Here is a 24,914-nt window from a genome sequence, read left to right on the forward strand (position 1 = left end):
TGAAGAGTCAACAACCGAAGATAGCAAACCAAACGGAGGAGCGAGAAGAGGGTCGGCTGTCGCCGACGCGCTATCCCTCCCCATGCCTAAAGGTTAGCGTTCACGCCCTCTATTAGGCATTTCAGCGACTTTGTAGTAAATTCTCCCCATCCCAACAGCGAGTCATTTTCCCCTTGTTAGCCCCCGTTTCCCACTTACCCACGACACTGGATGAAGCGCATCAGGTAATCGTGCGCCAACAAGAACGAATAGCTGAGTTGGAGAAGCAAGTGGCACGGGTAGCAGTGCTGGAGCAACAAGTCGAAGCCCTGCAACAACATATCGAAGAACTAGTGGCTAAATTCGGCAGCAGTTCGCTCAACAGTTCCAAACCGCCCTCATCCGACAGTCCCGAACAACGGGCGTTGCGCCCTAAACGCAAGGGGAGTAGCCGCGCTCAGGGTGGCCAACCGGGGCATCCGCGTCACGAACGGGCGTTATATCCTGCCGAACAAGTGACGCGCACCGAACAGTATTTCCCTGAAAGCACCTGTCCCTGTGGCGGTGCAGTGGCGATTGACTGGGGAAACCCTTACTGCCATCAGGTCACGGATATTGCGCCGCCACCACCGCCGGATGTGACGGAACACCAGTTTTACCACGGTATTTGCCAATCCTGCGGCATCAAGCATCACAGTCAGTGGCCCGATTGGGTGCCGAGCGGTCAAATGGGCGCGGGCGTTATTGCATGGGTGGTGATCCTGAGCGGTCAGTTCCGCCTGTCGATGCGTCAGATTCAAGTGCTGTTGTGGGAAATGTGCCAGATACGTTTCAGCACGGGTGCAATCAGCAACGCCCAAGGCAAAGCGATTCCGTGGATGGGCCGCTGTACCGTCAAGTGGGTCAGCATGTGCGCGAACAAGCAGTGTGCCATGCCGATGAAACCCGCCATTATCGGGGGACGAACACCTATTGGTTATGGGCATTGGCGGATAATACGGTCAGTTACTTCATGACCCATTACTCCCGTGGCAAGGCGGCGGCGGATGCGTTGCTGGGTAGCTTTAGCGGTTATTTAGTCACCGACCACTTCAGTGGTTACGGCAATGTCCCGCCCGAACGGCGGCAACTGTGTTGGGCGCATTTGATCCGGCACTTCCGCAAAATAGCAGGACGCTGTGGCGAAGGGGGAATCGTGGGCAAACGCCTGTTGTTACTCGCTTATGCCACGATTCGCACCCATCACCGTTGGCAACAACATCCCGACCAAGCCACCCGCTACCGACGGCGGATACTGCGCTTGCGCCGCAGCTTCCAAGCCACGCTCAACCAAGGTGTGGCTTTGCACAATTGCAAGCGCACCACCAACCAATGTAAGCATCTGCTCAAGGATGAGGCGATGTGTTGGACATTCCTCAAGGATGACCGGATTCCCCTCACCAATAACCGTGCTGAGCGGGTGATCAGGCCGTATGTGCAATGGCGCAAAACCAGCTTTGCCAGCCAGTCGGCACAAGGTGACAGGTTTCGTCCGACGGTGCTGACGGTGTTGGGAACGGCGCGTCAATTGGGCATGAATATGGCGACCTTGATGCGCGAAGTTTGCTCCCAAGGCTTGGCGCATAAGCCCGTCTCGGTGCGCTTCCCGTTGGATCAAGCCAGTGCCTGCAACCCGCTACAGATGGCGTGAACGCTAACTCGCCTGATCATGTGGAACATTATGGTATCGAAGGGCATTGTGAATGCGGCTTACCCTTGTCCGAAGCCCTGCTCGACACAGGTGAACGCCGCCAGCAATGGGACATCCCGGCTCCGCAAATCGTGGTGACAGAATACCGCCAACTCATTGGCACTTGTAGCTGCGGCAACGTTCATAAAGGCAAGTTCCCAACGTCCCTGCCGCCTTACATCAGTTACGGCGCACGTCTGAAAGCCTATACGGTGGGTTTAGTACAAGGTCACTTCATTTCGCTGTCACGGGTAACGGAGATTGTGTCCGACCAATACGGAGTCAAGCCTTCCGATGGCAGTGTGCAACGCTGGATCGGTCAGGCGAGTGAAAACCTTGCGACAACGTACACGGACATTCGGGACACCATCAGCAGCAGTGCCGTGGCGAACTTTGATGAAAGTGGTATCCGAGCGCAAGGCAAGACCCAATGGCTGCATGTGGCAGCCACCCCGGAAGCCGTTTACTACACTGCCCATGCACGGCGCGGACAGGAGGCAATGACGGCGGCGGGAATCCTACCGGTATTTCAAGGCGTTGCGGTTCATGATCATTGGAAACCTTATTTCCGCTTTGATCATGTGGTACACAGCCTTTGCGTAACGCATCTGCTGCGGGAGTTGAACTACTTTGATGAAACCCTCAAGCATCAATGGCCAGCACAACTCAAACAAGTCTTGATTGATGCCAAAACAGCCGTGGCACAGGCAAAAGCAGTACAACAAACGTCACTGTCGCCGGAGCAAATTGCCGACGTGGAGCAGCGTTATGACCAATGGCTGAACCACGGACTGTTGATTTTCCCCGAACAACCCAAAACCAGCCCTACTAAACAAGGTAAAGCCAAACAAGACCCTGCCAGAAACTTGTTATGCCGTCTGCGCGATTTCAAGGATTCGGTGTTGCGATTCATTCAGCGGTTTGACGTACCGTTTGACAACAATCTGGCTGAACGAGCTGTTCGACCCGTCAAAGTCAAACTCAAGGTGGCGGGTGGATTCCGGGCAATGGGCGGTGCTGATGCTTTTTGTGTCATTCGTTCTGTGTGGGAAACTGACAAACTTCAGGAACGAAATCCGTTTGAGTCCCTCAGAGCGGTTTTCGGATAGACTGAGTAGTTACGATTTTTTCTACATATTTACTCCATTTTCTGGGTTTACCCTGCCGGGCATTGAGTTCAACGGCTGAGAAAAGCTGCTTAAACCCTGCAACCAGATCATGGAAACAGGGCAAAAGCCAAATGAACTTGCAACAACATACCCGACATTTCAAATCAAGATTGACCGTGAGCAAAACCGTTTGCGGGAAGATGATTGTGTCGATATCGAAGCCATTATTACGGGAGCTAAATAATGGATGGATTTCTATTTCAGGCATTTATTTATCTGTGTGCCGCTGTTATTGCCGTACCCATTGCCAAACGTCTGGGATTGGGTTCGGTGCTTGGCTATCTGATTGCCGGGATCGTTATCGGCCCGCTAACAGGATTGGTCGGTTCCAATGCAGAAGCGATGCAAGAACTTCAGAACTTCGCCGAGTTTGGCGTGGTAATGATGCTGTTTCTGGTCGGCCTGGAACTGGAACCGCACATGTTGTGGGAAATGCGCAACCGTTTGCTAGGGCTGGGAGGCTTGCAGGTAAGCATTACGACTGCCCTGATTACCGGCGCGGCCTTGTTACTAGGGCTGTACTGGAGTGTGGCGCTGGCTATCGGCCTGATACTTTCACTGTCGTCGACAGCCATCGTGCTGCAAACCTTGAACGAGAAAGGCTTGACCAAAACGGATGGGGGGCGTGCCAGCTTCTCGATATTGCTATTTCAGGATATGGCCGTCATTCCCATACTGGCGCTGATACCGCTGCTGGCCTTACCAGAACTGACGAATGAAGCGGCTGCCCATACGCAAACGCAGGGTGAACATCTGAGTCTGGTCACGGGCTTGCCCGGTTGGGCACATGCGCTGGTTGTCATAAATGCTGTAGCGGCCATTCTACTCTGCGGGCACTTTCTGGCGCGTCCCCTGTTTCGTTTCATTGCCACCACGCGTCTGCCGGAAATATTTACGGCCAGCGCATTGCTGCTGGTAATCGGCATTGCCCTGCTGATGACACTGGTTGGGCTTTCCCCTGCACTGGGTACATTTCTGGCGGGCGTGGTGCTGGCGGATAGCGAGTTTCGCCATGAACTGGAATCAAACATCGAACCATTCAAGGGGCTACTGCTGGGTCTGTTCTTTATCACGGTCGGCGCAGGTATCGACGTTAAAATCCTGTTTGGTGACTTCACCACCATACTGGGGCTGACCTTGGGCGTGATGCTGCTCAAAGGCGCGGTGTTATTCGGCCTTGCACGGCTGTTCAGCCTGAAGCTGGGCGACAAATGGCTGTTTACACTGGGGCTGTCACAGGTAGGTGAATTCGGCTTTGTGTTATTGAATTTCTCTTTGGGGCAATATGTACTGCCCCCCGAACTGGCGCAAACCCTATCACTGGTGGTTGCCCTTTCCATGTTGCTGACACCTATCCTGTTTATTTTTTATGACAAGTTCATCCCGACACGTTTACAGAGACAGAATAATGCAGAAGCGGATGCCATCGACGAACAAGGCTCCGTCATTATCGCGGGCAGTGGCCGTTTCGGACAAATCGTCAACCGCCTGCTGATATCCAGTGGTATATCGACCGTGGTGCTGGATCACGAAGCCTCAACGATTGATATGCTGCGCCAGTTTGGCATCAAGAGCCATTATGGCGATGCTTCGCGACCGGATTTGTTACACGCCGCCGGTATCGAACAGGCAAGGGCACTGGTTATAGCCATCGACGACCAGAAGCGCACGGTCGAAATCGTTGAATACGTCAAGCGTCGTTACCCGCATATCAAAATTTTTGCACGTGCTTTCGACATCAAGCATGACTACACACTCAAGAAAAAAGGCGCGGATGTTGCCGTGCGTGAGGTGTTCAGCGGCTCCTTGCAAATGGGCGCTGAAGTCCTGAAAGCGCTGGGAATGCATCCGTTCGATGTGGAGAAAATGAGTCATGCTTTCCGCCGTCATGATCAGGCAGCCACGGAACAACTGTACGGAATCTGGGATCAGGATCCCGATATTATCAATAACCAGCTATTCATCACCCGCGCCCAGGAACACAGTGAAACGCTCAGGGAAATACTGGAAGTTGACCTACTGCAACTGCATGACTGCACTGAACGGGGCTGGACACCACCGCCCAAAGATTATGCGCAGAAGCTGGTTGATCAGCACCCAACATAATGGCTTACTTCACCATTTCCAGCTTGTTTCTACACATTTACTCCACTTTCTGGGTTTACCCTGACAGGTAATCCAGTCAAAACTCACCCATTAGGGGGTATCCATGAGCATACACAGTATTAACGGCTGCATCGGCTGTGAAGAATGCATCAAATCCTGTCCCACAGATGTCATACGTCTGGACCCGAAGACAAAAAAGGCGGTCATCAAATACGTGGCAGATTGCCAGATTTGTCATTTGTGCCGCCTGTATTGCCCGGTGGATGCCATCATTATCGCACCGGAAAAAACCATACCGGTGATTGTATCGTGGGGCTAACCATGCAGATTCATCCTAAAAAAATCGTTATCATTATTGCACTACTCATTTTCATCGCCTTGCCAGCACTCCTGTTTGCGCTGGGAAGCGCCCCCTCTCGTAGCCTGTTAAAAGATTCGCTCTCGCTCCTGACCGTCTTGGCCTTCTCTTTCATGCTGCAACAGCTTTTTCTCACGCGTAATTTTAAAGGCATCCAGGCATATTACAAGTTAAGCCAACTATCTAATATTCATAAATATATTGGCTATTTTGTTGTAACGGTTTTTCTGTTTCACCCTGTTTTGCTGGTCGTGCCAAGGTTCTTTGAAGCAGGCGTCAAACCGCTGGATGCCTTGATCACCCTTTTGACAACCTTTCAAAGTTTGGGTGTTGTGCTCGGCTTGATTGCTTGGGGTCTGATGCTCCTGCTGGGCATGACTGCCATCTTTCGCTACAAACTGGTGCAAAAGCTGGGCATTAAATACAAAGCATGGCGGCTGTTTCATGGCGCTTTGTCTGTCCTATTCATTTCGATAGCCAGTTGGCACGCCATTGAGCTTGGACGCCATGTCGATACCCTGATGGCAAGCTTCATCATGGTCTTCGCGGTCAGCGGGGCAGTGCTTTTAGTCAAACAATATGTATTAACCACGGAAAAACGCACAGGTGTAACGTCATGAGCAACCCAGAAGATAATCACGGTTTGTCACGCCGTCAGTTTTTAGGCTTAACCAGCGGTGTCGCAGGCATGGCAGCACTGGTATCCATGGGCATCCCACCCGGCTGGGCGGATAACACAACAGCAGTCGACCTCCAGAAACGAGCCGATAAAGCCTATGAAACGGATGTACTGGTGATCGGTGGCGGCATGGCGGGTCTGTTTGCGGCGGTCAAGGCACATGATGCCGGAGCCAAGGTTATGATGATTTCCAAAGGACGTCTCGGCGCATCCGGCCAAACACCTTTTGCAAAAGGCATGTTTGCTTATGATGAAAAGACCGCAAAGATGTCGCTGGATGAGTTTACCGCCGCCGTTTCCCGCTCAGCATTGGGAACCAATAACCCGGTCTATACCCGGCAAATGGCAGAACATTCACAGGCCAGAGTGAATGAGCTGAAGGAATGGGGATTTTTTGACTCAGTGCTTTATAACAAGCCGTTTAGCAAACCCATCACCGAACGCAATATTCCCTTAATCGAGCGCGTCATGATCACCCACCTGATCAAAGAAAACGGCAAAATAGCAGGAGCTGCCGGTTTTAGTCTGGATGCTGAACAAGTCATTACGTTCCACGCCAAAAGCGTCATTTTGTGTACCGGTGCGGGAGGCTTTAAACCCAACGGTTTCCCCATTTGCGACCTGACGCATGATGGCACTGTTATGGCCTACCATATTGGTGCAAAAGTCACCGGCAAGGAGTGGAATGACGGGCATCCGGGACAAGCCGACAATGCGGCAGCCTGTTTCGATGGCTGGCATGGCATGTTTGAGCGCAAACCCGATGTGACCGGGGTGGAAATACGCCATGATCTGGGGGTAGATTTAAATTATATCGCCTACGTGAACGGCAATCCTCTGGAGGGTGGCCCTCCCCCAGAACTGATGCGCAAGAATAAAGTAAAAGGTGGCCCCTACAAACCGGAAGGATTTGATCATTCATCGCCGCCTCCCGGTGGTGAAGCTGGCTTGGCAGGTGGGCCACCGCCACGCGGAGAAGGGCCACCAAGACACGGGCCACCACCCGGTGGTGAAGGTGGTCTGCCACCCGGCATGAGCCAAACACCTGTAGGCGGTTCTTCTGCTGGGATGGCAATCCACAAATCCGAAGGTCTGGTGCCGATTAATGACCAATGCGAATCCACGATTCCGGGGCTATACGCGGCTGGTGATGCATTGGGTTCCTATATGGCGGGTGCAATCTACACGCAGATAGGCTCATCATTGGCTGGTTCAGCGGTGCAAGGCGCGATTGCTGCACAAGCCGCCGCCCGATACTGCCAGAACACGCCAATGCCCACATTATCAGCAGCAACGCTAAGCACCATAAAAGCGGAAATACTAGCGCCATTAAAAAGAAAAGCAGGCTATGGCCCAGCTTGGGTAACCCAAACCCTGCAAGGCGTGATGATTCCCAACTTTGTGTTGTACATCAAAAAAGAGAGTATGTTGAAAGCAGCCTTGGCTTATATTGAAGAGCTGAGGGATCACCACATGCCCATGCTGAGAGCGGCGGATATGCATGAACTGCGCTTGGCGCATGAAACCGCCAACATGATTATCAGCGCCGAAATGAAGTTGAAAGCCTCACTGATGCGCACAGAAAGCCGCTGTAGCCACTACCGGCTGGATTATCCCGAACTGGACAATCAAAACTGGCAAGCATGGATCAATATCCATAAGGATGCTGAAGGCAATATGCAACTGGAAAAGCAGCCGTTTGGCAGTTGGCCGACACAAGCATAACCGGTATTTAAAGATGCGCTGAATCTGATGCTGTCCGGTAAGGATGGCATCGAGATTGTCCGTGAACTGTACAGTATTTGCGTGGCTCCCCCCCTTTCCGTTAACATTCTGCCCATGCTGCTTAAGCCCTGTTGAATATGCCCTATTCGGGGCATGGCAATTTTCACTAAACGGGATAAAATCCGAAGATGTCACAGTCGGCTGGATGAGGCAGGCGTCGCCATTTGCTACGGTTACAGAAACGTCTGAACCTTATCCAGTTGACACCCTACCCAAGGAAACACATGGACCCACAACCGAAAGACCCCCACACCGTCATCGTCAATTTACGTGATACCGAAGGCACGTATACCTGTGACATCAAGGCAGGCAAGCACCAAATGGTTGCCGATGAGCCGGTTCCACTGGGTGGTGACGACTTGGGTGCAGCGCCCTACCAATACCTGAAGGCCGCCTTAGGCGCTTGCACGGCCATGACTCTTCGCATGTATGCCGAGCGCAAGAAATGGCCGGTTGAAAACGTGATCGTCACCCTGCGCCACAGCCGCGATGCCAAAAAGCAAAGCATGTTTGAACGCGACATCCAGATCGTTGGCGAACTCACCGACGACCAGCGCGAACGCCTGCTGGATATTGCTGACCGTTGCCCGGTACACAAAACCCTGAGCAATGGTGTTACCATCCTAAGCAAACTCATTGATTAACCTGTTGAAGAGCCCTCATGTTGCACATCTACAATAGCCTGACTCGCCAGAAAGAAGTCTTTGAACCCATTCAACCGCGCCAAGTACGCATGTACGTGTGCGGCATGACGGTTTACGACTACTGTCACCTCGGCCATGCACGGGTCATGGTGGTGTTTGATACCGTTTACCGTTACCTCAAAACCAGCGGTTACGCGGTCGAATACGTGCGCAACATCACCGATATTGACGACAAGATCATCAAGCGTGCCGCCGAAAATGGCGAACCGATTGACGCCCTGACCCAACGTTTCATCGACGCGATGCACGAAGATGAAGACAGCCTGAGCGTGCTGCGCCCCGATGCGGAACCGCGTGCCACTGACAATATCCAAGAGATGCTCACCATGATCCAGACCTTGCTGGACAAGGGCATCGCCTATCAGGGCAAAAACGGCGATGTGTATTACGACGTCTCCCAATTTGAGGGTTACGGCAAACTCTCCGGGCGCAAGCTGGACGACTTACGTGCCGGTGAACGGGTTGCCGTTGACGAAGTGAAAGACGACCCGCTGGATTTCGTGCTGTGGAAAGCCAGCAAACCCGGCGACCCGGCATGGGATGCGCCGTGGGGAGCAGGCCGCCCCGGTTGGCACATCGAATGTTCCGCCATGTCGCAGAAACTGCTGGGTGATCATTTCGACATTCACGGCGGCGGCAGCGATTTGCAGTTCCCGCACCACGAGAACGAAATCGCCCAAAGCGAAGGCTGCACCGGGCACAAGCACGTCAATTACTGGATGCATAACGGCTTCATCCGCGTCAACGATGAGAAGATGTCCAAGTCGCTGAACAATTTCTTCACCATCCGCGAAGTATTGAAAGATTACAAAGCAGCGGAAGTGCGCTTTTTCATCCTCAATAGCCATTACCGTAGCCAGTTGAATTACGGCACGGATCAATTGGATGCAGCACGCGCCTCGCTGTCACGCTTATATACGGCTATCCGTGGTCTGCCTGAATCAGGCCCGGCAGCCTACACCTATTACGAAAATCGCTTTATCGCGGCGATGGATGACGACTTCAACACCCCCGAAGCCATGGCGGTGCTGTTTGAACTGGCGGGCGACATTAACCGCATCCGCAAAACCCAAAGCGATGCCTCAGCCGCCGCACTCGGCGCATTGTTGCAACGCCTTGGCAATGTCCTTGGGCTGTTGCAAGATGACCCGGAAAGCTGGTTCAAAGGCTCTGCCAATGCAGACGGGTTAAGCGATGACGCCATCGAAACCCTGATCCAGCAACGTCTGGATGCCCGCACCGCCAAACAATGGGCAGAATCCGACCGCATCCGCGACGAACTCAAGGCGCAAGGCGTACTTTTGGAAGATGGCGCGGGCGGCACAACTTGGAAACGAGCATAAACATGAACAAAATAACCATTATCGGCGCAGGCTTCGCAGCCCTAAGCGCCGTGCGCCAAGTGCGCAAACAAGATAAGAATGCGGAAATCACCCTGATTGCCCCGCTTGCCGAGCTGCACTACCTGCCGGGCATTATCTGGATTCCCAACGGCTTACGCACCCGCGAAGACTTGATTGTGCCCTTGGCCAACTTCTTTGGTCGCATGAACGTCAAGTTCCACCAAGGCAATGTCACTGGCCTACGCGATGGCGGACGAATCGTCGAAACCGACAACGGTGAAGTGGGCAATGACGGCTTAATCATTGCTTCCGGCGGCCGTTTCATCAAAAAACTGCCCGGCATCGAGCACGCTATCACGCCGTGCGAAGGCATCAGTGCAGCGGAAAAAATCCGGGATCGCCTGAAAGAAATGCAAAGCGGCACTATCGCCATCGGTTTCGCAGGCAACCCCAACGAACCCAGCGCGATGCGTGGTGGGCCAATGTTTGAGTTCCTGTTCGGCATTGACACTTTGCTGCGTCAGCAAGGCCGCCGCGACAAATTCCATCTGGTATTCTTCAGCCCTGCCCCGCAACCCGGCAACCGTCTGGGTCCCAAAGCCATGTCTGGCCTGTTGTCTGAAATGGGCAAGCGCGGCATTGAAACCCACCTCGGTCACAAAATGAAAAGCTTCACCGCTGAAAAAGTGACGACCGAAGGCGGCGAATTCAACGCTGACCTGATCCTGTTCATGCCCGGCATGACCGGCAACCTGTGGTTCGACAACACCACCCTGCCCCGTTCCGCTGGCGGTTTGCTGAAAGCTGACCAACATTGCAAGGTCGACGGTTGGGACAAGGTTTACGTCGCAGGCGATTCCGGCAGTTTCCCCGGCCCCGACTGGATGCCAAAGCAAGCGCACATGGCTGATTTGCAAGCCGCCGCCGCTGCCAAAAACCTGCTGGGTGAACTGAATGGCGGCGCGACCGATGCGACCTTCAAGGTTGAACTGGTGTGCATCGTCGACTCCGTAAACAAAGGGATGTTGGTATCGCGCACTGAAAAACGTTCAGTGGTATTACCCGCTTCCCGCGTATTCCATTGGGCGAAACGCGGGTTTGAATGGTGGTATTTGCGGCAGTACCGTTAATGCTCAAAGGCAAAAAGTGTACCAGAAAGAAAACCCTGCTCAGTTGGAGCAGCGGTAAAGATAGCGCATGGGCGCTGCATTTGCTTCAGCAAGACCCTGCCATTGAACTGGTTGGTTTATTTACCCTTATTGAGCAAAAACACAACCGGGCATCCATGCACGATACCAGCATTGACATGTTACATCGTCAGGCGGATGCAGCAGGTTTACCGCTAGAACTGGTCGTGCTACCAGACGAATGCAGCAATGAACAATACGATGCCATTATACAAGCATACATCGCCACAGCCGCCCGTAATCAGATTGAGTGCATGGCCTTTGGCGACCTGTTTGTGAATGAAATCCGTCAATACCGAGAACGGCAACTGCAAGGTAGCGGGATTAGCCCGCTATTCCCCTTGTGGGGCATGTGTACTCAATATCTGGTTGAAGCCATGCTATCGGCTGGGCTACACGCGCATATTAGTAGCGTTGACCTAAACAAACTCCCCGCACAGCTTGCTGGCCAACGTTGGTCTAAAGACGTGATTGCAGGCTTCCCTCATGATTGCCACCCGTGCGGCGAAAACGGTGAAATCCACACAGTGGTAGTGGCAGGCCCCATGTTCAAGAAGACCATTCCGGTCAATATTGGTGCGGTGATTGAGCGAGATGGGTTTGCTTATGCCGATATTATTCCTATAGGAGTGTAGCGATTGCTTTTGCAGCCCGACCACCATATTCACCCCTTCCCTTTTTTTGCGGTGGATGCCGCCTTTGCTGAGGAACAGTGTACGGTACTGGATAGCCTTTTTTCGCAAGATAATGCCTGGCAACATCGGGATGGTGCGTTTTACCGCTGTTCGCTGTCCGATGTTACCGCGAGGATTCCGGCAACGTTTCAACGCGAAATACTCGCCAGAATGCGTGACATTACCGGCTTGCCACTCGTCGAGCGTTTGCTGGTCACGGCACAACGAATGCTGCCCGGACAAGTGATTGGTATACACAGCGACCGCCCACTTTTGGGTTATGAACTTGCGCGGCTGGTGGTGCAACTCAATAAGGACTGGCAAGCAGAACATGGCGGTGTGCTGGAATTATTTGCTTCACCAGAGGGCGAAGTGATGTTCAGTGTTAACCCTGAATACAACAAAGCGTTTGGCTTTCTGCTGCACGCAGAGTCGTATCATGGTGTCACTGAAGTGACTGCGCCACGCCAAACTGTGGTTTTCAATTTCTGGCATGAGGCGAATACGCCCGAACTTGACGCGCATATTCAAGCCTTGTTTGCCAAGCTGCATTTCTCGGAATTACCGGCAGCACTTGATCCGATTGCCTCCGATGCAGAGGCAACGTTGCCCGAAGAGGTGACATTTCGGGCAGGTACGGCGGCGATTGCACTGCACCGTTGGGGCTATGATGCGGCAACGGTGGTGACTGGCTACCAGCACAGCACGGGGATTGTTCGCTGCGATTCTAGCAATGCAGAAACCTACGCAGCCGTGCTACTGGCGGATTGGGTGGCGTACTTGTATCGGGACTCGTTTGATTTGGTACGTTGGGAAATCTTGCGGGGCGAACTTGAGGGAATGGAAAGGTTTCCGCGTTTGATGCCTACATGGCAGCTTTGTGTGCCGGAAAGGGGACAGTTTGACGTTCAATCACGGCTGATTCATAACACCGATTCCTGATTAGCCAAAAACTGACTTGCACGTTAAGCATATCGCTTTCTGTCCAAGTCATATTCCACGGAAGGATACGCTAAAATCCTCTGAAATCATTGGCATCCAGTTCGGAGACATACAACAGGATGTCGTTTTTAACGGCGACATTAGGTCGCCTAGTTTACGTTAGGTTTAAAGATGCGTTCTGTCCCTGATTGGTTGATACAAGTTGCATGGTGGGTATCTGGCGTCTTTGTCACGGGTGCGGTTTGGTATTTCCTATCGACCAAAGATACTGCCTTAGCCGTTGGCTCAGCCCTTATTGGCATCCTATGTGCTGGCGTCGCAATTCTCTTGCACCGCAAGAAGGATGCTTTGGCTGCTGTGCTCGTTCCAAACGAGCTGAAAAGTGAACTCCCTGATAACTAGTGTCTGACCGGAAACCCTAAAACCCTTTTCCGATCAAGATGCTACGCCCGTTTTCCTTGCCCTAAGATTTCCCGGAAGCAGGCCAGAAAGCTGCAAAAGCGCCCAAAATAGGGCAAAATAGGGCATCCATCCGCCAAACTTCGCAGGAGACACACGATGCGTGAAGTGATCGCCCGCCAACTTCGCCTGGGTCACGCTGACATCGGCAGGCTGACCTTCAACCCACGTTCGCGGGACGACATCCCGCAGGTGTTGCAAGGGCTGCAATACATTTATGTGACAGACGAACTGCGTGAGGCGGTGTTTGCGGTGCTGGAAAAGCGGGTTCCGGCGGAGGTGGACGCCAGCCGTGGACGCCCCGGCATGGATCTGTGGAATGCGCTGGTGCTGGCGACATTGCGGGTGAACCTGAACTGGGACTATGACCGGCTGCTGGAGATGGCGAACCAGCACCGCAGCATCCGTCAGATGCTGGGGCATGGTTTCTGGGATGATGACGATGAGTACAAGCTGCAAACGGTCAAGGACAACGCCGCTCTGGTGGACGAAGCCAGCCTGCAACGCATCAACCAGTTGGTGGTGGAGGCCGGTCACAAGCTGCTAAAAAAAAAGCCGCGCCGCTGAGCGCCCGTTGTGACTCCTTCGTGGTGGAAAGCAACATCCACTACCCGACCGACATCAACCTGTTGTACGACGCGGTGCGTTGTTCGGTGCGCACGGTGGCCGATTGGTGTGAAGGGCACGGCGACAGCCGCTGGCGGCAATGGCAGTACAATCTCCGCCAGGTGAAGAAAGCCTGCCGTCATGCGCAGAAGCTCAAGCACTCCAGCTCCCAAGACCCGGACAAGCAGGCCACCCGGCAACAGGCCATCCGTGACGCCCACCACACCTACCTGGGCCTGTGCGCCGCGCTGTTGTCGAAAGTGGAGGAAACGGTGGCTGACCTGCCCCTCAGCCTGCTGGACAGCCGGTCGGGCAACGACCTCCAGCGCTGGCTGGGGTACGGGTGGCATCAGGTTGACCTGGTGCGGCGGCGGGTGCTGGACGGGGAAACCATCCCCCACGGCGACAAGATCTTCTCCCTCTTCGAGGATTACAGCGAATGGCTCAGCAAGGGCAAAGCCGGTGTGCCGGTGGAGCTGGGCCTGAACGTGTGCGTGATGGAATCGGCTGACGGCTTCATCCTCCACCACCAAGTGATGCAACACTGCCCCGACAGTGAGATTGCCGTGACCATGGTTAAGCAAGCCAAAGCGCTGTTCCCCTCCCTGAGCGCGTGCAGCTTTGACAAGGGGTTCCACTCACCGGCCAACCAGCGCGAACTGGCCGAACTGCTCGACCGGGTGGTGTTGCCGAAAACGGCCGCTGGAGCCAGGCGGACACTGCCCGTGAAACCGACCCGGCGTTTGTCCAGGCCAGACGCCAGCACTCAGCGGTGGAATCCGGCATCAACGCACTGGAAGTCCATGGGCTGGACTATTGCCCCGACCGGGGGCTGGAACGCTTCAAGCGCTATGTGGCACTGGCGGTGGTGGGCAGGAACCTGCAAAAGGTCGGGGCCATTTTACAGGCCAGGGCGTTGGAGGCCTTGCAGAAGGATGAACGCCGACGACAGCGCCAAGCCGCCTGAACCACCCCACAACGCCGACCGATGAGGGAAAATGCCGGGAAGGCAGGGCAGCCCCTGCACCGAAGGCAAGCCTGCGCTGCCAGCCATGCCTTGAAACCCAGCGTTTTACCCTCGTGCTTGCCAGAAGGTGGCGGGGAAAACGGCTGCATGGACTAAAATTGGGCACTCGTGGCGGCAGGAAGGCTTTTTCGGTCAGACACTAACTACATTAGAAGAAGCACCGATAGCGAGGCTCAAGTGCGTCTTGTTCGACACCTTCCTGAGTTGAAGGCTGTTGTTCTCCGCTCATCGAGTGAAGGGTGGGGGTCACCTGTCACTTTGAACATGCGCGAGGCGAGCTACGATATGATTGATTTTCTGCAGTTTGTCTGGCTCAGGCTCGCCGAGTTCTATCCAAGAAAACATTTTGATGCCACTAACGCCCGCGACTACATTGAGTCCTACACCATAAACAGATTCGCTTTTCATTGGGCTAAGCACGAGCCGGGTGGCTCCGGCACAGGAGGAACCATTGTCGGTGTACTAACTGGTGGAGACGTGATTCAGGATCTTGAGAACATTATTGAAGATACTATGCGGTCTCTTTTTTTTGACAGCCAGCTTCTCGAGCTTGATGACTGGCTACAACGTTGGCAGGGAGCCGGGAGAGATGCCTAACATGTTGGTCAAACGGGATGACTCTCCGGCAAGCTGACTCAGCACCCTGACCTCAAACGTCAGGTTCCCCCACTAAACCCAATTCTCCAACCTTAACCCAACAACCCGCTGAAACTCATCCGTGTTATTGGTCACGACCGTCAAGCCATTGGCTAACGCTGTCGCGGCAATTTGCAGATCATAAGCCCCAATGGGTGTACCTTTGCGCTTGAGGTCGGCACGAATCCGTGCAGCTTGTTTGGCATCTTCAGGGGTAAAATCGAGGATAGTCATCGGGCGCAGGAATTTTTCCAACGCCGCCAAGTTGCGTTTGTGAGCCTGACTATTTTCAACGCCATAATACAGTTCAAACACCGTCACAGCTGAAATAAATACTTGCGCTGGTTTCAATGCCGTAAAGCGCACCAACACTGCTGGCGGTTTTTCCTTGATGAGGTAAATACAGATGTTGGTATCCAGCAGGTACTTCATCACCACTCCCGCTCTTGCACGGCGGGCTGGTCGCGCCCTTCCGCCATGAAATCGTCTGAAAACTGTTCGATGGCGAGCAGCCAATCGTCCCAGGATTGCTCCAGTGGTTCAAGGATAATGCGGTTGCCATCGCGGGAAATTTTGACCTCAGTACCCGACAAGCGAAAGGCTTTGGGTAAACGAATGGCTTGCGAACGCCCATTCTGAAAGATTTTTGCTGTTTGCATCACGCGACCCTCATCAAAAAGTATATACCAAAAATATAGACTTCTTGTCGCCTGAATTCAAGCCTTACCCACAAAAGAAAACCCCGCACGCGGGGTTTCCTTCGGAGACAGAATAAGCCGCAGCTTACATCATGCCGCCCATACCACCCATGCCGCCCATATCAGGCATTGCAGCGCCGCCATCTTTCTTCGGCAGTTCAGCGACCATTGCTTCGGTCGTGATGATCAGGCCAGAAACAGATGCCGCGTTCTGCAATGCAGTACGGGTAACTTTAGTTGGGTCAAGGATACCCATCGCGATCATATCGCCGTACTCGGAAGTACGTGCGTTGTAACCGTAGTTGCCTTCGCCCGCTTTCACCGCGTTCAGGATAACGGATGGCTCATCGCCAGCGTTAGCGCAGATTTGGCGCAGTGGCTCTTCCATCGCACGCATAGCGATTTGGATACCTACGTCTTGCTCGTGATTCTCACCTTTCAGGCTGGCAATCGCTTGCAGCGCACGCACCAGTGCAACACCACCGCCAGGAACCACGCCTTCTTCAACCGCCGCACGGGTAGCGTGCAGGGCATCTTCAACGCGGGCTTTCTTTTCTTTCATTTCGATTTCGGTTGCAGCACCGACCTTGATGACCGCAACGCCGCCTGCCAGTTTGGCAACGCGCTCTTGCAGTTTTTCACGGTCATAATCAGATGAAGTGGTTTCGATTTGTGAACGCACTTGGTCAACACGCGCTTTGATGTCATCAGGAGAACCCGCGCCATCAATGATGGTGGTGTTGTCTTTGGTGATGTTGATGCGCTTGGCTTGACCCAGATCGTCCAGCGTGACTTTATCCAAAGCCAAACCGACTTCTTCAGAAATAACCGTGCCGCCCGTCAGGATAGCGATGTCTTGCAACATGGCTTTACGACGGTCGCCGAAGCCCGGTGCTTTAACGGCTGCCACTTTAACGATACCACGGATGTTGTTCACAACCAGTGTCGCCAGTGCTTCGCCTTCGATGTCTTCAGCGATGATCATCAGTGGCTTGCCTGCTTTAGCAGCGCCTTCGAGGGCTGGCAGCAGTTCACGGATGTTGGAAATTTTCTTGTCGTACAGCAGTACGTAAGGGCCTTCCAATTCAGCCGACATGCTTTGCTGGTTGTTCACAAAGTACGGGGACAGGTAACCACGGTCGAACTGCATACCTTCTACAACGTCAAGTTCGTTGTCGAGGCCGGAACCTTCTTCAACGGTGATGACGCCTTCTTTGCCAACTTTTTCCATTGCAGTCGCAATGATGTTGCCGATGGCTTCGTCAGAGTTGGCAGAAATGCTACCAACCTGTGCGATAGCATTGGTGTCAGCGCAAGGCGTAGACATTTTTTGCAATTCAGCAACCGCAGCGATCACAGCTTTGTCGATACCGCGCTTCAGATCCATAGGGTTCATGCCAGCAGTAACAGACTTCATGCCTTCACGCACGATGGCTTGCGCCAGTACGGTTGCAGTCGTAGTACCATCACCTGCCGCGTCAGAAGTCTTGGAAGATACTTCCTTAACCAACTGTGCGCCCATGTTCTCGAACTTGTCTTCCAGTTCGATTTCTTTGGCAACGGAAACGCCGTCTTTGGTCACGGTCGGTGCGCCGAACGATTTTTCCAGTACGACGTTACGGCCTTTAGGACCCAGTGTAACTTTTACGGCGTTAGCCAGAACATTGATACCGCGAACCATGCGAACGCGAGCGTCATCACCAAAACGTACTTCTTTAGCACTCATCTTATAATCCTCTTAAATTAGCCTTCGATAATCGCCAGCAGATCTTCTTCGCGCATGATCAGTACTTCCTGACCATCCATTTTGATTGCTGTACCGGCGTATTTACCGAACAAAACTTTGTCACCGACTTTTACTTGCAGCGCGATACGCTCATTGTCATCGCCAACCTTGCCTGGGCCTACCGCAAGCACTTCGCCGCGATCCGGTTTTTCAGTAGCATTGTCAGGGATGATGATGCCGCTGGCAGTTTTGCGCTCTTCTTCCATACGGCGTACTACAACGCGGTCATGCAATGGACGGATATTCATGGTCAGTATTCTCCTCAAACCAATAAGATTAGGGCATTAGGGTTGTTGTTAGCACTCAAGGCTAGTGAGTGCTAATAATAGGGACGGCTTAAGTAAAGTCAAGGGCGATCGAGTGAATTTTTTGTATCATCGTCCCGATGCACGACTTCGCCTTCGATGTCATGGCTATTGTAAGAGCGGGAAGATTGCGAATATTGGAAGCCAGTAGCCGACACCACGCCACGTTTGAGCAAGGCTTTGATCAACAAGTAACGAGTAGGTGGCAGTAGCAGGATTAGCCCGAGTATATCGCTGAAAAAACCGGGAATGATGAACAGCAAGCCGCTAAGCAGCAGCATGATACCTTCAAGCCCCGCTTGGGCAGGGGGTTGACCCGTTTGCATCTCACGCTGGAATTTTGCCAAGGTCACCAGCCCTTGATGGCGCAGCAAAAACATGCCAAACACACCGGACAGGATCAACAGCAGGATCGTCGCAAACGCACCAATGGCGCTGCCCACCTTGATAAGCAACCAAAGCTCAATGAACGGAACCAGCAACAACAGTACAGTAAACACAGGAAAGCGACGCATTATCCAACAGTCCATTCAAACCAATAATTAAAACTATATCGGTCTGAATTTTGTGTTTTCAAGGCATTTTTGTAAAATTCAGGCCGCTTTTGCCTGCACATCCCTTTCGTTCTTCATCCGTTCCCGCAATTGCACCAGCGGAATCGGGCGGCCACAATAATAGCCTTGGGCAAAATCCACGCCGATCTCCCGCAGACGCACCAAGGTTTCACCGTCTTCGACCAGCTCGGCAATCGTCAGCAGGTTCATCACCTGACCCACATCATGCACTGCCTTGACCATCGCCGCATCCACCGGGCTGGACACTAGGTTGTGCACAAAATTACCGTCGATTTTCAGGTAACTCAACGGCAATTCACGCAAGTAACTGAGGGATGAAAAGCCGCTGCCGAAATCATCCAGCACCAAATGACAGCCTAGGCTATGCAGGGCATTCATCACCCGTTTCGCATGGACGAAATTACTGATGGCCACCGATTCGGAAATTTCAAAACAAATCATGCCGGGGTTGATGCCAAAATGGTTGAGCTGCTCTTCGACATACCCAAACAGCCGCGCATCCTGCACCGACTGACCGGACAGGTTGATCATCAAACGGATTTCCTGACACGGTTGGGTTTGTTGATCACCGCGACAACCCGCCAACATTTCCAAAGACTTATGAATAATCCAGCGGTCAATGCTGGTCATCAGGTCGAGTCGGTCAGCAACCGGCAAAAAACTGCCCGGATTCAGCAGCGCCTGACGGAAGGGTAAACGCAACAAAATTTCGTATTGCCGGAAATGCTGGTTACGTGCCGAATGTAACGGCACAACAGGTTGAGCAAACAGGATGAAACGGTCTTCGCGGATCGCATCCTTCAGCAGCTTGCCCCAATCATGTACCCGCTGATTAGACATTTCCTCACGCTTTTCTTCAGCATGGATAAAGACCTGATTACGCCCCAGTGCTTTAGCGGTGTAACAAGCTTTGTCCGCATCCGAAAACAGTTGTTTTATTTGAATATTACTGGCGGGCATAAACTCCAATAAACCGACACTTGCGCCGATAGAAAATACCTTGCCTTCCCAACTAAAACGGAAGTTGCGCAATTCGGTCAGAATGGATTCCATAATATGACGGCCCTTTTCCAGACCACAACCTTCTAGGAATACCGCAAACTCATCCCCGCCAATCCGTGCCACCTTGTCCGAATTGCGCACAGCGCGACGAAATATTTGTGCCACCTGTTTCAGCAATTCATCGCCTGCCAAATGCCCACAGGTGTCATTGATAATCTTGAAGTTATCCAGATCCACACTCGCCAATACGTGGCTGCGGGTCAATGTAGAGGTATCATGCGCCAATTGCTCAACATATTGTTCAAAGCTGGTACGGTTCATTAAATCAGTCAAGGCATCACGTGATGCTTGACGATATAAACGGTTGATTATTTTACGATCTGCCGTAACATCACGAAAAATAAACACGATAGCTTTACAGTGTTCAAGGATACAGGTCGTATTTAATTCAACAAAGCGCTCTTCACCCACGCGCGGATACAGCTTGACTTGCCCGAACTGCAAGGGATGATTGGGGTGGGCAAGATTGGTTTCAAAGGCTTTCACGCCCAGGGAGTTTCCTTGTAAATCTTCCAGTTTCAACACCTTGCTAACATGCTCACCCAGCACTTTATCACGCTGCCACAAGGTCAGCTTCTCAGCACTGGCGTTCATATAGGTGATATTGCCCTGCTGGTTAGCGACGATCACCCCACCTGCCAAGGCATCCAGTACCCACTCGGTATTGACCTGCTCTTGTGACGGCTTGGTTTTCGGCTCAGAGGGAGCGCTATCCGGGTCAATAACCACCGTACTAATGATGGGTATGGTCATTGGTTTACCATGGCGCATCAGAAGATAAACGGCAAGCCCTTGCGCAGCGGCAATAACCGGCAACAAATAAGGCACAGAACCTGTCAACCAAGACAAATCGGCTGCCACAGATAGCTTATTTAGCTGACCACTGGACAATGCCCAGACAAACATAACAGCCAACGCAACCAATGACAGGATTGGAACGACAAATCGCATCAAATCCCCCTAAAACAGGTATCTTATGTAATAATTATGATTAAATACTAGCCTTTATTATAACTAATTTACTTGACAACTGCTACTCCGCCTGTCTGATAAAAAACCATCATCTAGCATCGTCCAGCGCCATCACCAAAACCCAACTATTAATGTTTTTAAAATATCTTAATCCAATTTTCTCATTTTATTAAAAGCCCACTTGACAATTAGATTAAAGAACGGGAATATACCGACATATTTTTTAAACATAATGCAAAAGGAAAGGTGTTATTCATGTCCAACGTTGATATTTCCAATCTTAGCGTCGCAGAACTTGAAAAACTCAAAGGCAGTATTGATAGCGCTATCGCCAATCGTCGTGACGGTGAATTACTGAGTTTACGTCAAGCCATTGATGACATGATTGAAGCAGCGGGTTTTACACTGGATGAAGTTTTACAAGTCCGTACCGCCAAAAAACGTGCCGTTAAAGCCAAATACAGCAACCCTAACAATCCATCAGAAACGTGGAGTGGGCGTGGCAGAAAGCCTATTTGGGTACAGGAATGGATTGCGGATGGCAATGATCTGAATGACTGCTTAATCCCAGAATGATCCTTTAACGTTGAATCACAGAAGCCCAATTGAATCGGGCTTCTGTTGTAATAACACCACGATATGTTGCACAAATCACAACTTCACTACTCGTCTCAGACAAAAATCCTCTCATGGCGTAAAATGGTGCGAAGATATTTTGCTGATCACTCGCATTTACTCTACTATTAGTCGCATCTAGTTAAACCATGTTGAAAGATGATTAGTTATCTAAACTTGATTAAGGCGCACAGCAAACACGTTGGCGTGAGAAGCCTGTTGGGTTTCTTGTTACTGCTGGTTGTTTCGCTACCAGCACACGCGCTCAAGCAAGAAGACTTGCTGCCACCTGATGAAGCCTTCAAGTTCAAGGCCGAAATGGTGGCTTCAGACAAAATTCAGGCTACTTGGGACATTGCGGACGGCTATTACCTGTACCGCGAACGTTTCAGTTTCGAGCCTGAAAATTCGGAAGGCGTGACGCTGGCTTCCCCCATTTTCCCCACTGGTGACACAAAAAACGACCCCAACTTCGGTGAAACCGAGGTTTATCACCACCAAGTTACCATTGAGATTCCGATTGAACGCGAACAAAACGCGAACAAGGCGATTGAATTAGCCCTTAAAGTCAAATATCAAGGCTGTGCCGATGCGGGCTTATGTTATCAGCCTCAGAGAAAAACAACCAAGCTACAGCTCGCCGCTGTCGCACCAACTAAAACCAGTGCAACACCACCTGCCACTGCAACCGGCTCAGCACTCACTGACCTCATCAAACAAGCCAAGAAACCCGCTGCTGGTAGCGCCATTCCGGTAGACCAAGCCTTCGTGTTTGACATGACAGCGCTGGACAAGGGAACCCTGAATGCGCACTGGATAATCCAGCCAGACCACCATTTGTATCGCCCCAAGATCAAATTTACGGTTAAAGAACCACAGGGCGTCGCACTCGGCAATCCCATTTTCCCAACAGGCGAGATGGTTGAGGATGAATACTTCGGCAAAATTGAAGTGTATGGCAAAGACATTGATGTCAAAGTCCCTATCCTGCAATCGGCAGGCTTGCAAAAGCTGGTCGTGGAAACCGAGTATCAGGGCTGTTCAGATAATACCGGCATTTGCTACCCCCCCGTCAAACAGACCCGTGAATTGACACTGGCGGGGCTGCCGGATGCCAAACCACTGGAACAAGACCAAGAACAGGCAGAAAACATCCCCACATCGCCTGAAGATGCGATTTCCATGCGGATGCGCGATGACAGTTATTTCAGCAACCTGTTGTTCTTTTTCCTCGCCGGTTTAGGGTTAGCGTTTACCCCTTGCGTCTTCCCGATGATTCCGATCTTGTCCGGCATTATCGCTGGCTCGTCGAATAACGATCTTTCGCCGCGTAAAGCCTTCCTGCTCTCCCTGTCTTATGTCATGCCAATGGCGCTGACGTATGCCATTGTCGGGGTCGTGGCAGGGCTGAGTGGTGCAAACCTTCAGGTCATGTTCCAGAACCCGTGGATTATTGGCTCGTTTGCAGGCTTGTTTGTATTGCTGGCCTTTTCGATGTTTGGCTTTTATGACCTGCAAATGCCCACCAGCATCCAAAGCCGCCTGACCGAAATCAGCAATCGCCAGCAAGGCGGGAGCTTTATCGGTGCAGGTATCATGGGCATCCTGTCTGCCCTGATTGTTGGTCCTTGTGTCACAGCACCGCTGATTGGTGCGTTGGTATATATCGCCCAGACCCGCGATGCCCTGCTTGGTGGTCTGTCGCTGTTCTCGCTGGGCTTAGGCATGGGCTTACCGTTGTTAATGATCGGCACTTCTGCCAGCAGTTTGCTGCCGCGTGCCGGAGTGTGGATGGATACCACCAAAGCCATCTTTGGCATTATGATGCTGGGCTTGGCGATCTGGATGCTCAGCCGTGTCGTACCGCCAGAAGTCACCATGGCCTTGACCGGTACACTACTGGTCAGTTCCGGTATTTACATGGGTGCTTTGGAAAGAATTAATGATGAAGCCGGTGGCTGGGGACGTTTCTGGAAAAGCCTTGGCCTGATCATGTTGTTCTACGGTGGTATGATCCTGTTCGGGGTAGCCGCAGGCAGCAGCAGCCTGTTACAACCGCTTAAAGGCGTGTTTGGTGGTGGTTATGCGGTTGCCGCATCCTCCTCCGCCATGCTGGAAAACAAGCTTAGTTTCAAGCGTATTAAGGGCATGGAAGGTTTGCAACAAACACTAGCGCAAGCCAAAACCCAGAACAAACCTGTGATGCTCGACTTTTATGCCGATTGGTGCGTTACTTGCAAGGAACTGGAACACAAGACCTTTAAAGATCCCGATGTTGTCGCTAACTTAAAAGATACGTTGTTGATTCAGGCCGATGTCACCGATGATGATGCGCAGGATCAAGCCTTAAACAAACATTTTGGCTTATTTGGCCCGCCGCAGATTTTATTTTTTACGCCTGATGGCCAAGAAATTAAAGCGGTACGTCTCGCAGGCTATGAAGCACCAGAACCCTTTCTTCAGCGAATTCAGCGCTTTCAGCAGAACCTCCAACAGTAATAGCCTTAATCAGCACAAGTTCAGCTATAGTTTTTATACTACGGTCGCATATCAACACTTCAGTTATGGAGTCTCTTACCATGCGTAATAGCAAAGAATATTATACTGAACAAGAAGATGAATTCTTTCAGTTGGAAAAGGTAGCCGCCTCGCTAGACGGTAAAAAGATCAAACCACATGTTGTGCGACGCAATGTTGAGGATTATCTGGAACGTAAAGCACTGGAGCGTCGTCTTAAAGACGTTTTTGATGATGATGCATGAGACTAAAAACAGTCAAACCCCATAGAGACGCAAAATCTTGCGTCTCTATCCTTTTCTACCTTTTCAATGCGTTAGCTTATAACGCGGTGGTATTGGTAGACTCTTCAGGCAATTGGAGGGCACTACGCAAATCAGCCAAGTAAGTCTTTTCCGCTTCATTCGCATCATCAATAATAGCCGCCGATACCAGATAAATCTCGGTAGCGACTGCCAAATCGTTATTAGCCAGTGCGGCAATACCTTTGGCATCTAGCGGTTGTGCCAATTCCGTCAGGATCATGTCATTCATATCCCCCTGTAAATTCACTTCCGCCAACTGCTGACGAATGGTTGCCAATTCAGTGGAATCCACATGCCCATCTGCTTTGGCAGCGGCAATCATGGCCTTCATTAACACTTCCGCGCTGGCTTTAGGCGCTGGAGCTTCCAACAAGCCCGGCTCAGCCGCTTGTGCCGTACCTGAAGCATTCGGGTTGTTTTCCCATTGGCGATACATTTGATAGGCCAAACCACCCAAGGCTGCGAGGCTACCAACTTTGACTGCCGCGCCTGTTACCCGACGACCAGCACCCGTGCCCAGTAACAAGGCCAATACGCCTGCCGCAGCCGCGCCGGTTTTCATGCCAGACAGCATCTGATCACGTTGTTCACCTTCTGCGGGGACACCCAGTTTTTCCTCTGCCATTGTTTGGCTTTTTTGGGCAATGTCTTTACCGGATTGCAGCATTTGATCCAGAAAATTCTTCATGTCCATAA

Annotated in this window: 24 protein-coding genes and 1 pseudogene; 18 read left to right on the forward strand and 7 right to left on the reverse strand. The window is 52.0% G+C overall.

Annotated features, from left to right (window positions below):
- Positions 1-173: 173 nt before the first annotated feature.
- The 15 genes and pseudogenes from J9253_RS20940 (at position 174) to J9253_RS08220 (ending at position 15,344) form a co-directional block, all read left to right on the forward strand.
- A complete protein-coding gene (locus tag J9253_RS20940; protein ID WP_228291541.1) occupies positions 174-995 on the forward strand; it encodes a DUF6444 domain-containing protein in 822 nt (273 codons plus the stop codon).
- The gene (gene tnpC, locus J9253_RS20945) at positions 905-1,669 is read left to right on the forward strand and encodes an IS66 family transposase (RefSeq protein WP_266097389.1); all 765 of its coding nucleotides are present in this window, start codon (positions 905-907) and stop codon (positions 1,667-1,669) included. Before J9253_RS20940 ends, tnpC (J9253_RS20945) begins: the two co-directional genes overlap by 91 nt.
- On the forward strand, positions 1,666-2,817 hold the full coding sequence (gene tnpC, locus J9253_RS08165) for an IS66 family transposase (RefSeq protein WP_228291542.1): 1,152 nt from the start codon (positions 1,666-1,668) through the stop codon (positions 2,815-2,817). The genes tnpC (J9253_RS20945) and tnpC (J9253_RS08165) overlap by 4 nt, the downstream gene beginning before the upstream one ends.
- Before the next feature lie 109 nt (positions 2,818-2,926).
- A complete protein-coding gene (locus tag J9253_RS21130; RefSeq protein WP_266097379.1) occupies positions 2,927-3,061 on the forward strand; it encodes a hypothetical protein in 135 nt (44 codons plus the stop codon).
- Complete coding sequence (locus J9253_RS08170) at positions 3,061-4,983, forward strand: monovalent cation:proton antiporter-2 (CPA2) family protein (RefSeq protein WP_210224114.1); 1,923 nt, start codon at positions 3,061-3,063, stop codon at positions 4,981-4,983. The genes J9253_RS21130 and J9253_RS08170 overlap by 1 nt, the downstream gene beginning before the upstream one ends.
- Before the next feature lie 103 nt (positions 4,984-5,086).
- Positions 5,087-5,302 carry a 4Fe-4S dicluster domain-containing protein gene (locus tag J9253_RS08175; protein WP_028487781.1) on the forward strand — a complete coding sequence of 72 codons (216 nt, stop codon included), beginning with the start codon at positions 5,087-5,089 and terminating at the stop codon, positions 5,300-5,302.
- 2 nt (positions 5,303-5,304) lie between these two features.
- Positions 5,305-5,961: a ferric reductase-like transmembrane domain-containing protein gene (locus tag J9253_RS08180; protein ID WP_210224115.1), complete on the forward strand. Its 657-nt coding sequence runs from the start codon at positions 5,305-5,307 to the stop codon at positions 5,959-5,961.
- Positions 5,958-7,745, forward strand: coding sequence for an FAD-dependent oxidoreductase (locus J9253_RS08185; protein ID WP_210224116.1), 1,788 nt, complete (start codon positions 5,958-5,960; stop codon positions 7,743-7,745). Before J9253_RS08180 ends, J9253_RS08185 begins: the two co-directional genes overlap by 4 nt.
- Before the next feature lie 284 nt (positions 7,746-8,029).
- Positions 8,030-8,449, forward strand: coding sequence for an OsmC family protein (locus J9253_RS08190; RefSeq protein ID WP_210224117.1), 420 nt, complete (start codon positions 8,030-8,032; stop codon positions 8,447-8,449).
- 17 nt (positions 8,450-8,466) lie between these two features.
- Positions 8,467-9,852 carry a cysteine--tRNA ligase gene (gene cysS / locus J9253_RS08195; RefSeq protein WP_210224118.1) on the forward strand — a complete coding sequence of 462 codons (1,386 nt, stop codon included), beginning with the start codon at positions 8,467-8,469 and terminating at the stop codon, positions 9,850-9,852.
- A gap of 2 nt (positions 9,853-9,854) precedes the next feature.
- The gene (locus J9253_RS08200) at positions 9,855-10,982 is read left to right on the forward strand and encodes an NAD(P)/FAD-dependent oxidoreductase (RefSeq protein WP_210224119.1); all 1,128 of its coding nucleotides are present in this window, start codon (positions 9,855-9,857) and stop codon (positions 10,980-10,982) included.
- Positions 10,955-11,674 carry a Dph6-related ATP pyrophosphatase gene (locus J9253_RS08205; RefSeq protein WP_210224120.1) on the forward strand — a complete coding sequence of 240 codons (720 nt, stop codon included), beginning with the start codon at positions 10,955-10,957 and terminating at the stop codon, positions 11,672-11,674. Before J9253_RS08200 ends, J9253_RS08205 begins: the two co-directional genes overlap by 28 nt.
- 3 nt (positions 11,675-11,677) lie before the next feature.
- Positions 11,678-12,655: a 2OG-Fe(II) oxygenase gene (locus J9253_RS08210; RefSeq protein ID WP_210224121.1), complete on the forward strand. Its 978-nt coding sequence runs from the start codon at positions 11,678-11,680 to the stop codon at positions 12,653-12,655.
- Between the two features lie 558 nt (positions 12,656-13,213).
- Positions 13,214-14,687, forward strand: a pseudogene (locus J9253_RS08215) (ISNCY family transposase).
- 345 nt (positions 14,688-15,032) lie between these two features.
- Entirely contained in the window at positions 15,033-15,344 is a 312-nt protein-coding gene (locus J9253_RS08220; RefSeq protein ID WP_210224122.1) for a hypothetical protein, read from the forward strand.
- Between the two features lie 72 nt (positions 15,345-15,416).
- On the opposite strand, the gene vapC is transcribed toward J9253_RS08220, so the two are convergent.
- The 6 genes from vapC to J9253_RS08250 all read right to left on the reverse strand — a co-directional run bounded on the left by vapC (position 15,417) and on the right by J9253_RS08250 (position 20,760).
- On the reverse strand, positions 15,417-15,815 hold the full coding sequence (gene vapC / locus J9253_RS08225) for a type II toxin-antitoxin system tRNA(fMet)-specific endonuclease VapC (RefSeq protein ID WP_210224123.1): 399 nt from the start codon (positions 15,813-15,815) through the stop codon (positions 15,417-15,419).
- Complete coding sequence (gene vapB / locus J9253_RS08230; RefSeq protein ID WP_093069820.1) at positions 15,815-16,042, reverse strand: type II toxin-antitoxin system antitoxin VapB; 228 nt, start codon at positions 16,040-16,042, stop codon at positions 15,815-15,817. The genes vapC and vapB overlap by 1 nt, the downstream gene beginning before the upstream one ends.
- Before the next feature lie 124 nt (positions 16,043-16,166).
- Positions 16,167-17,807, reverse strand: coding sequence for a chaperonin GroEL (gene groL, locus J9253_RS08235; protein ID WP_210224124.1), 1,641 nt, complete (start codon positions 17,805-17,807; stop codon positions 16,167-16,169).
- Positions 17,808-17,824: 17 nt separating this feature from the next.
- Positions 17,825-18,115: a co-chaperone GroES gene (gene groES / locus J9253_RS08240; protein WP_210224125.1), complete on the reverse strand. Its 291-nt coding sequence runs from the start codon at positions 18,113-18,115 to the stop codon at positions 17,825-17,827.
- A gap of 98 nt (positions 18,116-18,213) precedes the next feature.
- Positions 18,214-18,687, reverse strand: coding sequence for an FxsA family protein (locus J9253_RS08245; RefSeq protein ID WP_210224126.1), 474 nt, complete (start codon positions 18,685-18,687; stop codon positions 18,214-18,216).
- Between the two features lie 78 nt (positions 18,688-18,765).
- A complete protein-coding gene (locus J9253_RS08250; RefSeq protein WP_210224127.1) occupies positions 18,766-20,760 on the reverse strand; it encodes a sensor domain-containing protein in 1,995 nt (664 codons plus the stop codon).
- Positions 20,761-21,036: 276 nt separating this feature from the next.
- On the opposite strand from J9253_RS08250, the gene J9253_RS08255 reads away from it, so the two are divergent.
- From J9253_RS08255 to J9253_RS08265, 3 genes are all read left to right on the forward strand, one after another.
- Positions 21,037-21,357, forward strand: a complete 321-nt coding sequence (locus J9253_RS08255; RefSeq protein ID WP_210224128.1) for an H-NS histone family protein — start codon at positions 21,037-21,039, stop codon at positions 21,355-21,357.
- A gap of 198 nt (positions 21,358-21,555) precedes the next feature.
- On the forward strand, positions 21,556-23,895 hold the full coding sequence (gene dsbD, locus J9253_RS08260) for a protein-disulfide reductase DsbD (protein WP_228291543.1): 2,340 nt from the start codon (positions 21,556-21,558) through the stop codon (positions 23,893-23,895).
- 80 nt (positions 23,896-23,975) lie between these two features.
- Positions 23,976-24,158 (forward strand): PA3496 family putative envelope integrity protein, encoded by a 183-nt coding sequence (locus tag J9253_RS08265; RefSeq protein WP_210224129.1) that lies wholly within the window; start codon positions 23,976-23,978, stop codon positions 24,156-24,158.
- Positions 24,159-24,234: 76 nt separating this feature from the next.
- On the opposite strand, the gene J9253_RS08270 is transcribed toward J9253_RS08265, so the two are convergent.
- Positions 24,235-24,912, reverse strand: a complete 678-nt coding sequence (locus J9253_RS08270; protein WP_210224130.1) for a DUF533 domain-containing protein — start codon at positions 24,910-24,912, stop codon at positions 24,235-24,237.
- Positions 24,913-24,914: the final 2 nt, after the last annotated feature.

It is taken from the genome of Thiothrix litoralis (genome assembly GCF_017901135.1).
Lineage (GTDB): Bacteria > Pseudomonadota > Gammaproteobacteria > Thiotrichales > Thiotrichaceae > Thiothrix > Thiothrix litoralis.

Bases quoted from the DNA above. Each gene is read 5' to 3' on its own strand.
- J9253_RS21130 (WP_266097379.1), top strand. From the start codon at position 2,927: ATGGAAACAGGGCAAAAGCCAAATGAACTTGCAACAACATACCCGACA.
- J9253_RS08170 (WP_210224114.1), top strand. From the start codon at position 3,061: ATGGATGGATTTCTATTTCAGGCATTTATTTATCTGTGTGCCGCTGTT.
- J9253_RS08175 (WP_028487781.1), top strand. From the start codon at position 5,087: ATGAGCATACACAGTATTAACGGCTGCATCGGCTGTGAAGAATGCATC.
- J9253_RS08180 (WP_210224115.1), top strand. From the start codon at position 5,305: ATGCAGATTCATCCTAAAAAAATCGTTATCATTATTGCACTACTCATT.
- J9253_RS08185 (WP_210224116.1), top strand. From the start codon at position 5,958: ATGAGCAACCCAGAAGATAATCACGGTTTGTCACGCCGTCAGTTTTTA.
- J9253_RS08190 (WP_210224117.1), top strand. From the start codon at position 8,030: ATGGACCCACAACCGAAAGACCCCCACACCGTCATCGTCAATTTACGT.
- cysS (WP_210224118.1), top strand. From the start codon at position 8,467: ATGTTGCACATCTACAATAGCCTGACTCGCCAGAAAGAAGTCTTTGAA.
- J9253_RS08200 (WP_210224119.1), top strand. From the start codon at position 9,855: ATGAACAAAATAACCATTATCGGCGCAGGCTTCGCAGCCCTAAGCGCC.
- J9253_RS08205 (WP_210224120.1), top strand. From the start codon at position 10,955: ATGGTGGTATTTGCGGCAGTACCGTTAATGCTCAAAGGCAAAAAGTGT.
- J9253_RS08220 (WP_210224122.1), top strand. From the start codon at position 15,033: ATGATTGATTTTCTGCAGTTTGTCTGGCTCAGGCTCGCCGAGTTCTAT.
- vapC (WP_210224123.1), bottom strand. From the start codon at position 15,815: ATGAAGTACCTGCTGGATACCAACATCTGTATTTACCTCATCAAGGAA.
- vapB (WP_093069820.1), bottom strand. From the start codon at position 16,042: ATGCAAACAGCAAAAATCTTTCAGAATGGGCGTTCGCAAGCCATTCGT.
- groL (WP_210224124.1), bottom strand. From the start codon at position 17,807: ATGAGTGCTAAAGAAGTACGTTTTGGTGATGACGCTCGCGTTCGCATG.
- groES (WP_210224125.1), bottom strand. From the start codon at position 18,115: ATGAATATCCGTCCATTGCATGACCGCGTTGTAGTACGCCGTATGGAA.
- J9253_RS08245 (WP_210224126.1), bottom strand. From the start codon at position 18,687: ATGCGTCGCTTTCCTGTGTTTACTGTACTGTTGTTGCTGGTTCCGTTC.
- J9253_RS08250 (WP_210224127.1), bottom strand. From the start codon at position 20,760: ATGCGATTTGTCGTTCCAATCCTGTCATTGGTTGCGTTGGCTGTTATG.
- J9253_RS08255 (WP_210224128.1), top strand. From the start codon at position 21,037: ATGTCCAACGTTGATATTTCCAATCTTAGCGTCGCAGAACTTGAAAAA.
- dsbD (WP_228291543.1), top strand. From the start codon at position 21,556: ATGATTAGTTATCTAAACTTGATTAAGGCGCACAGCAAACACGTTGGC.
- J9253_RS08265 (WP_210224129.1), top strand. From the start codon at position 23,976: ATGCGTAATAGCAAAGAATATTATACTGAACAAGAAGATGAATTCTTT.
- J9253_RS08270 (WP_210224130.1), bottom strand. From the start codon at position 24,912: ATGGACATGAAGAATTTTCTGGATCAAATGCTGCAATCCGGTAAAGAC.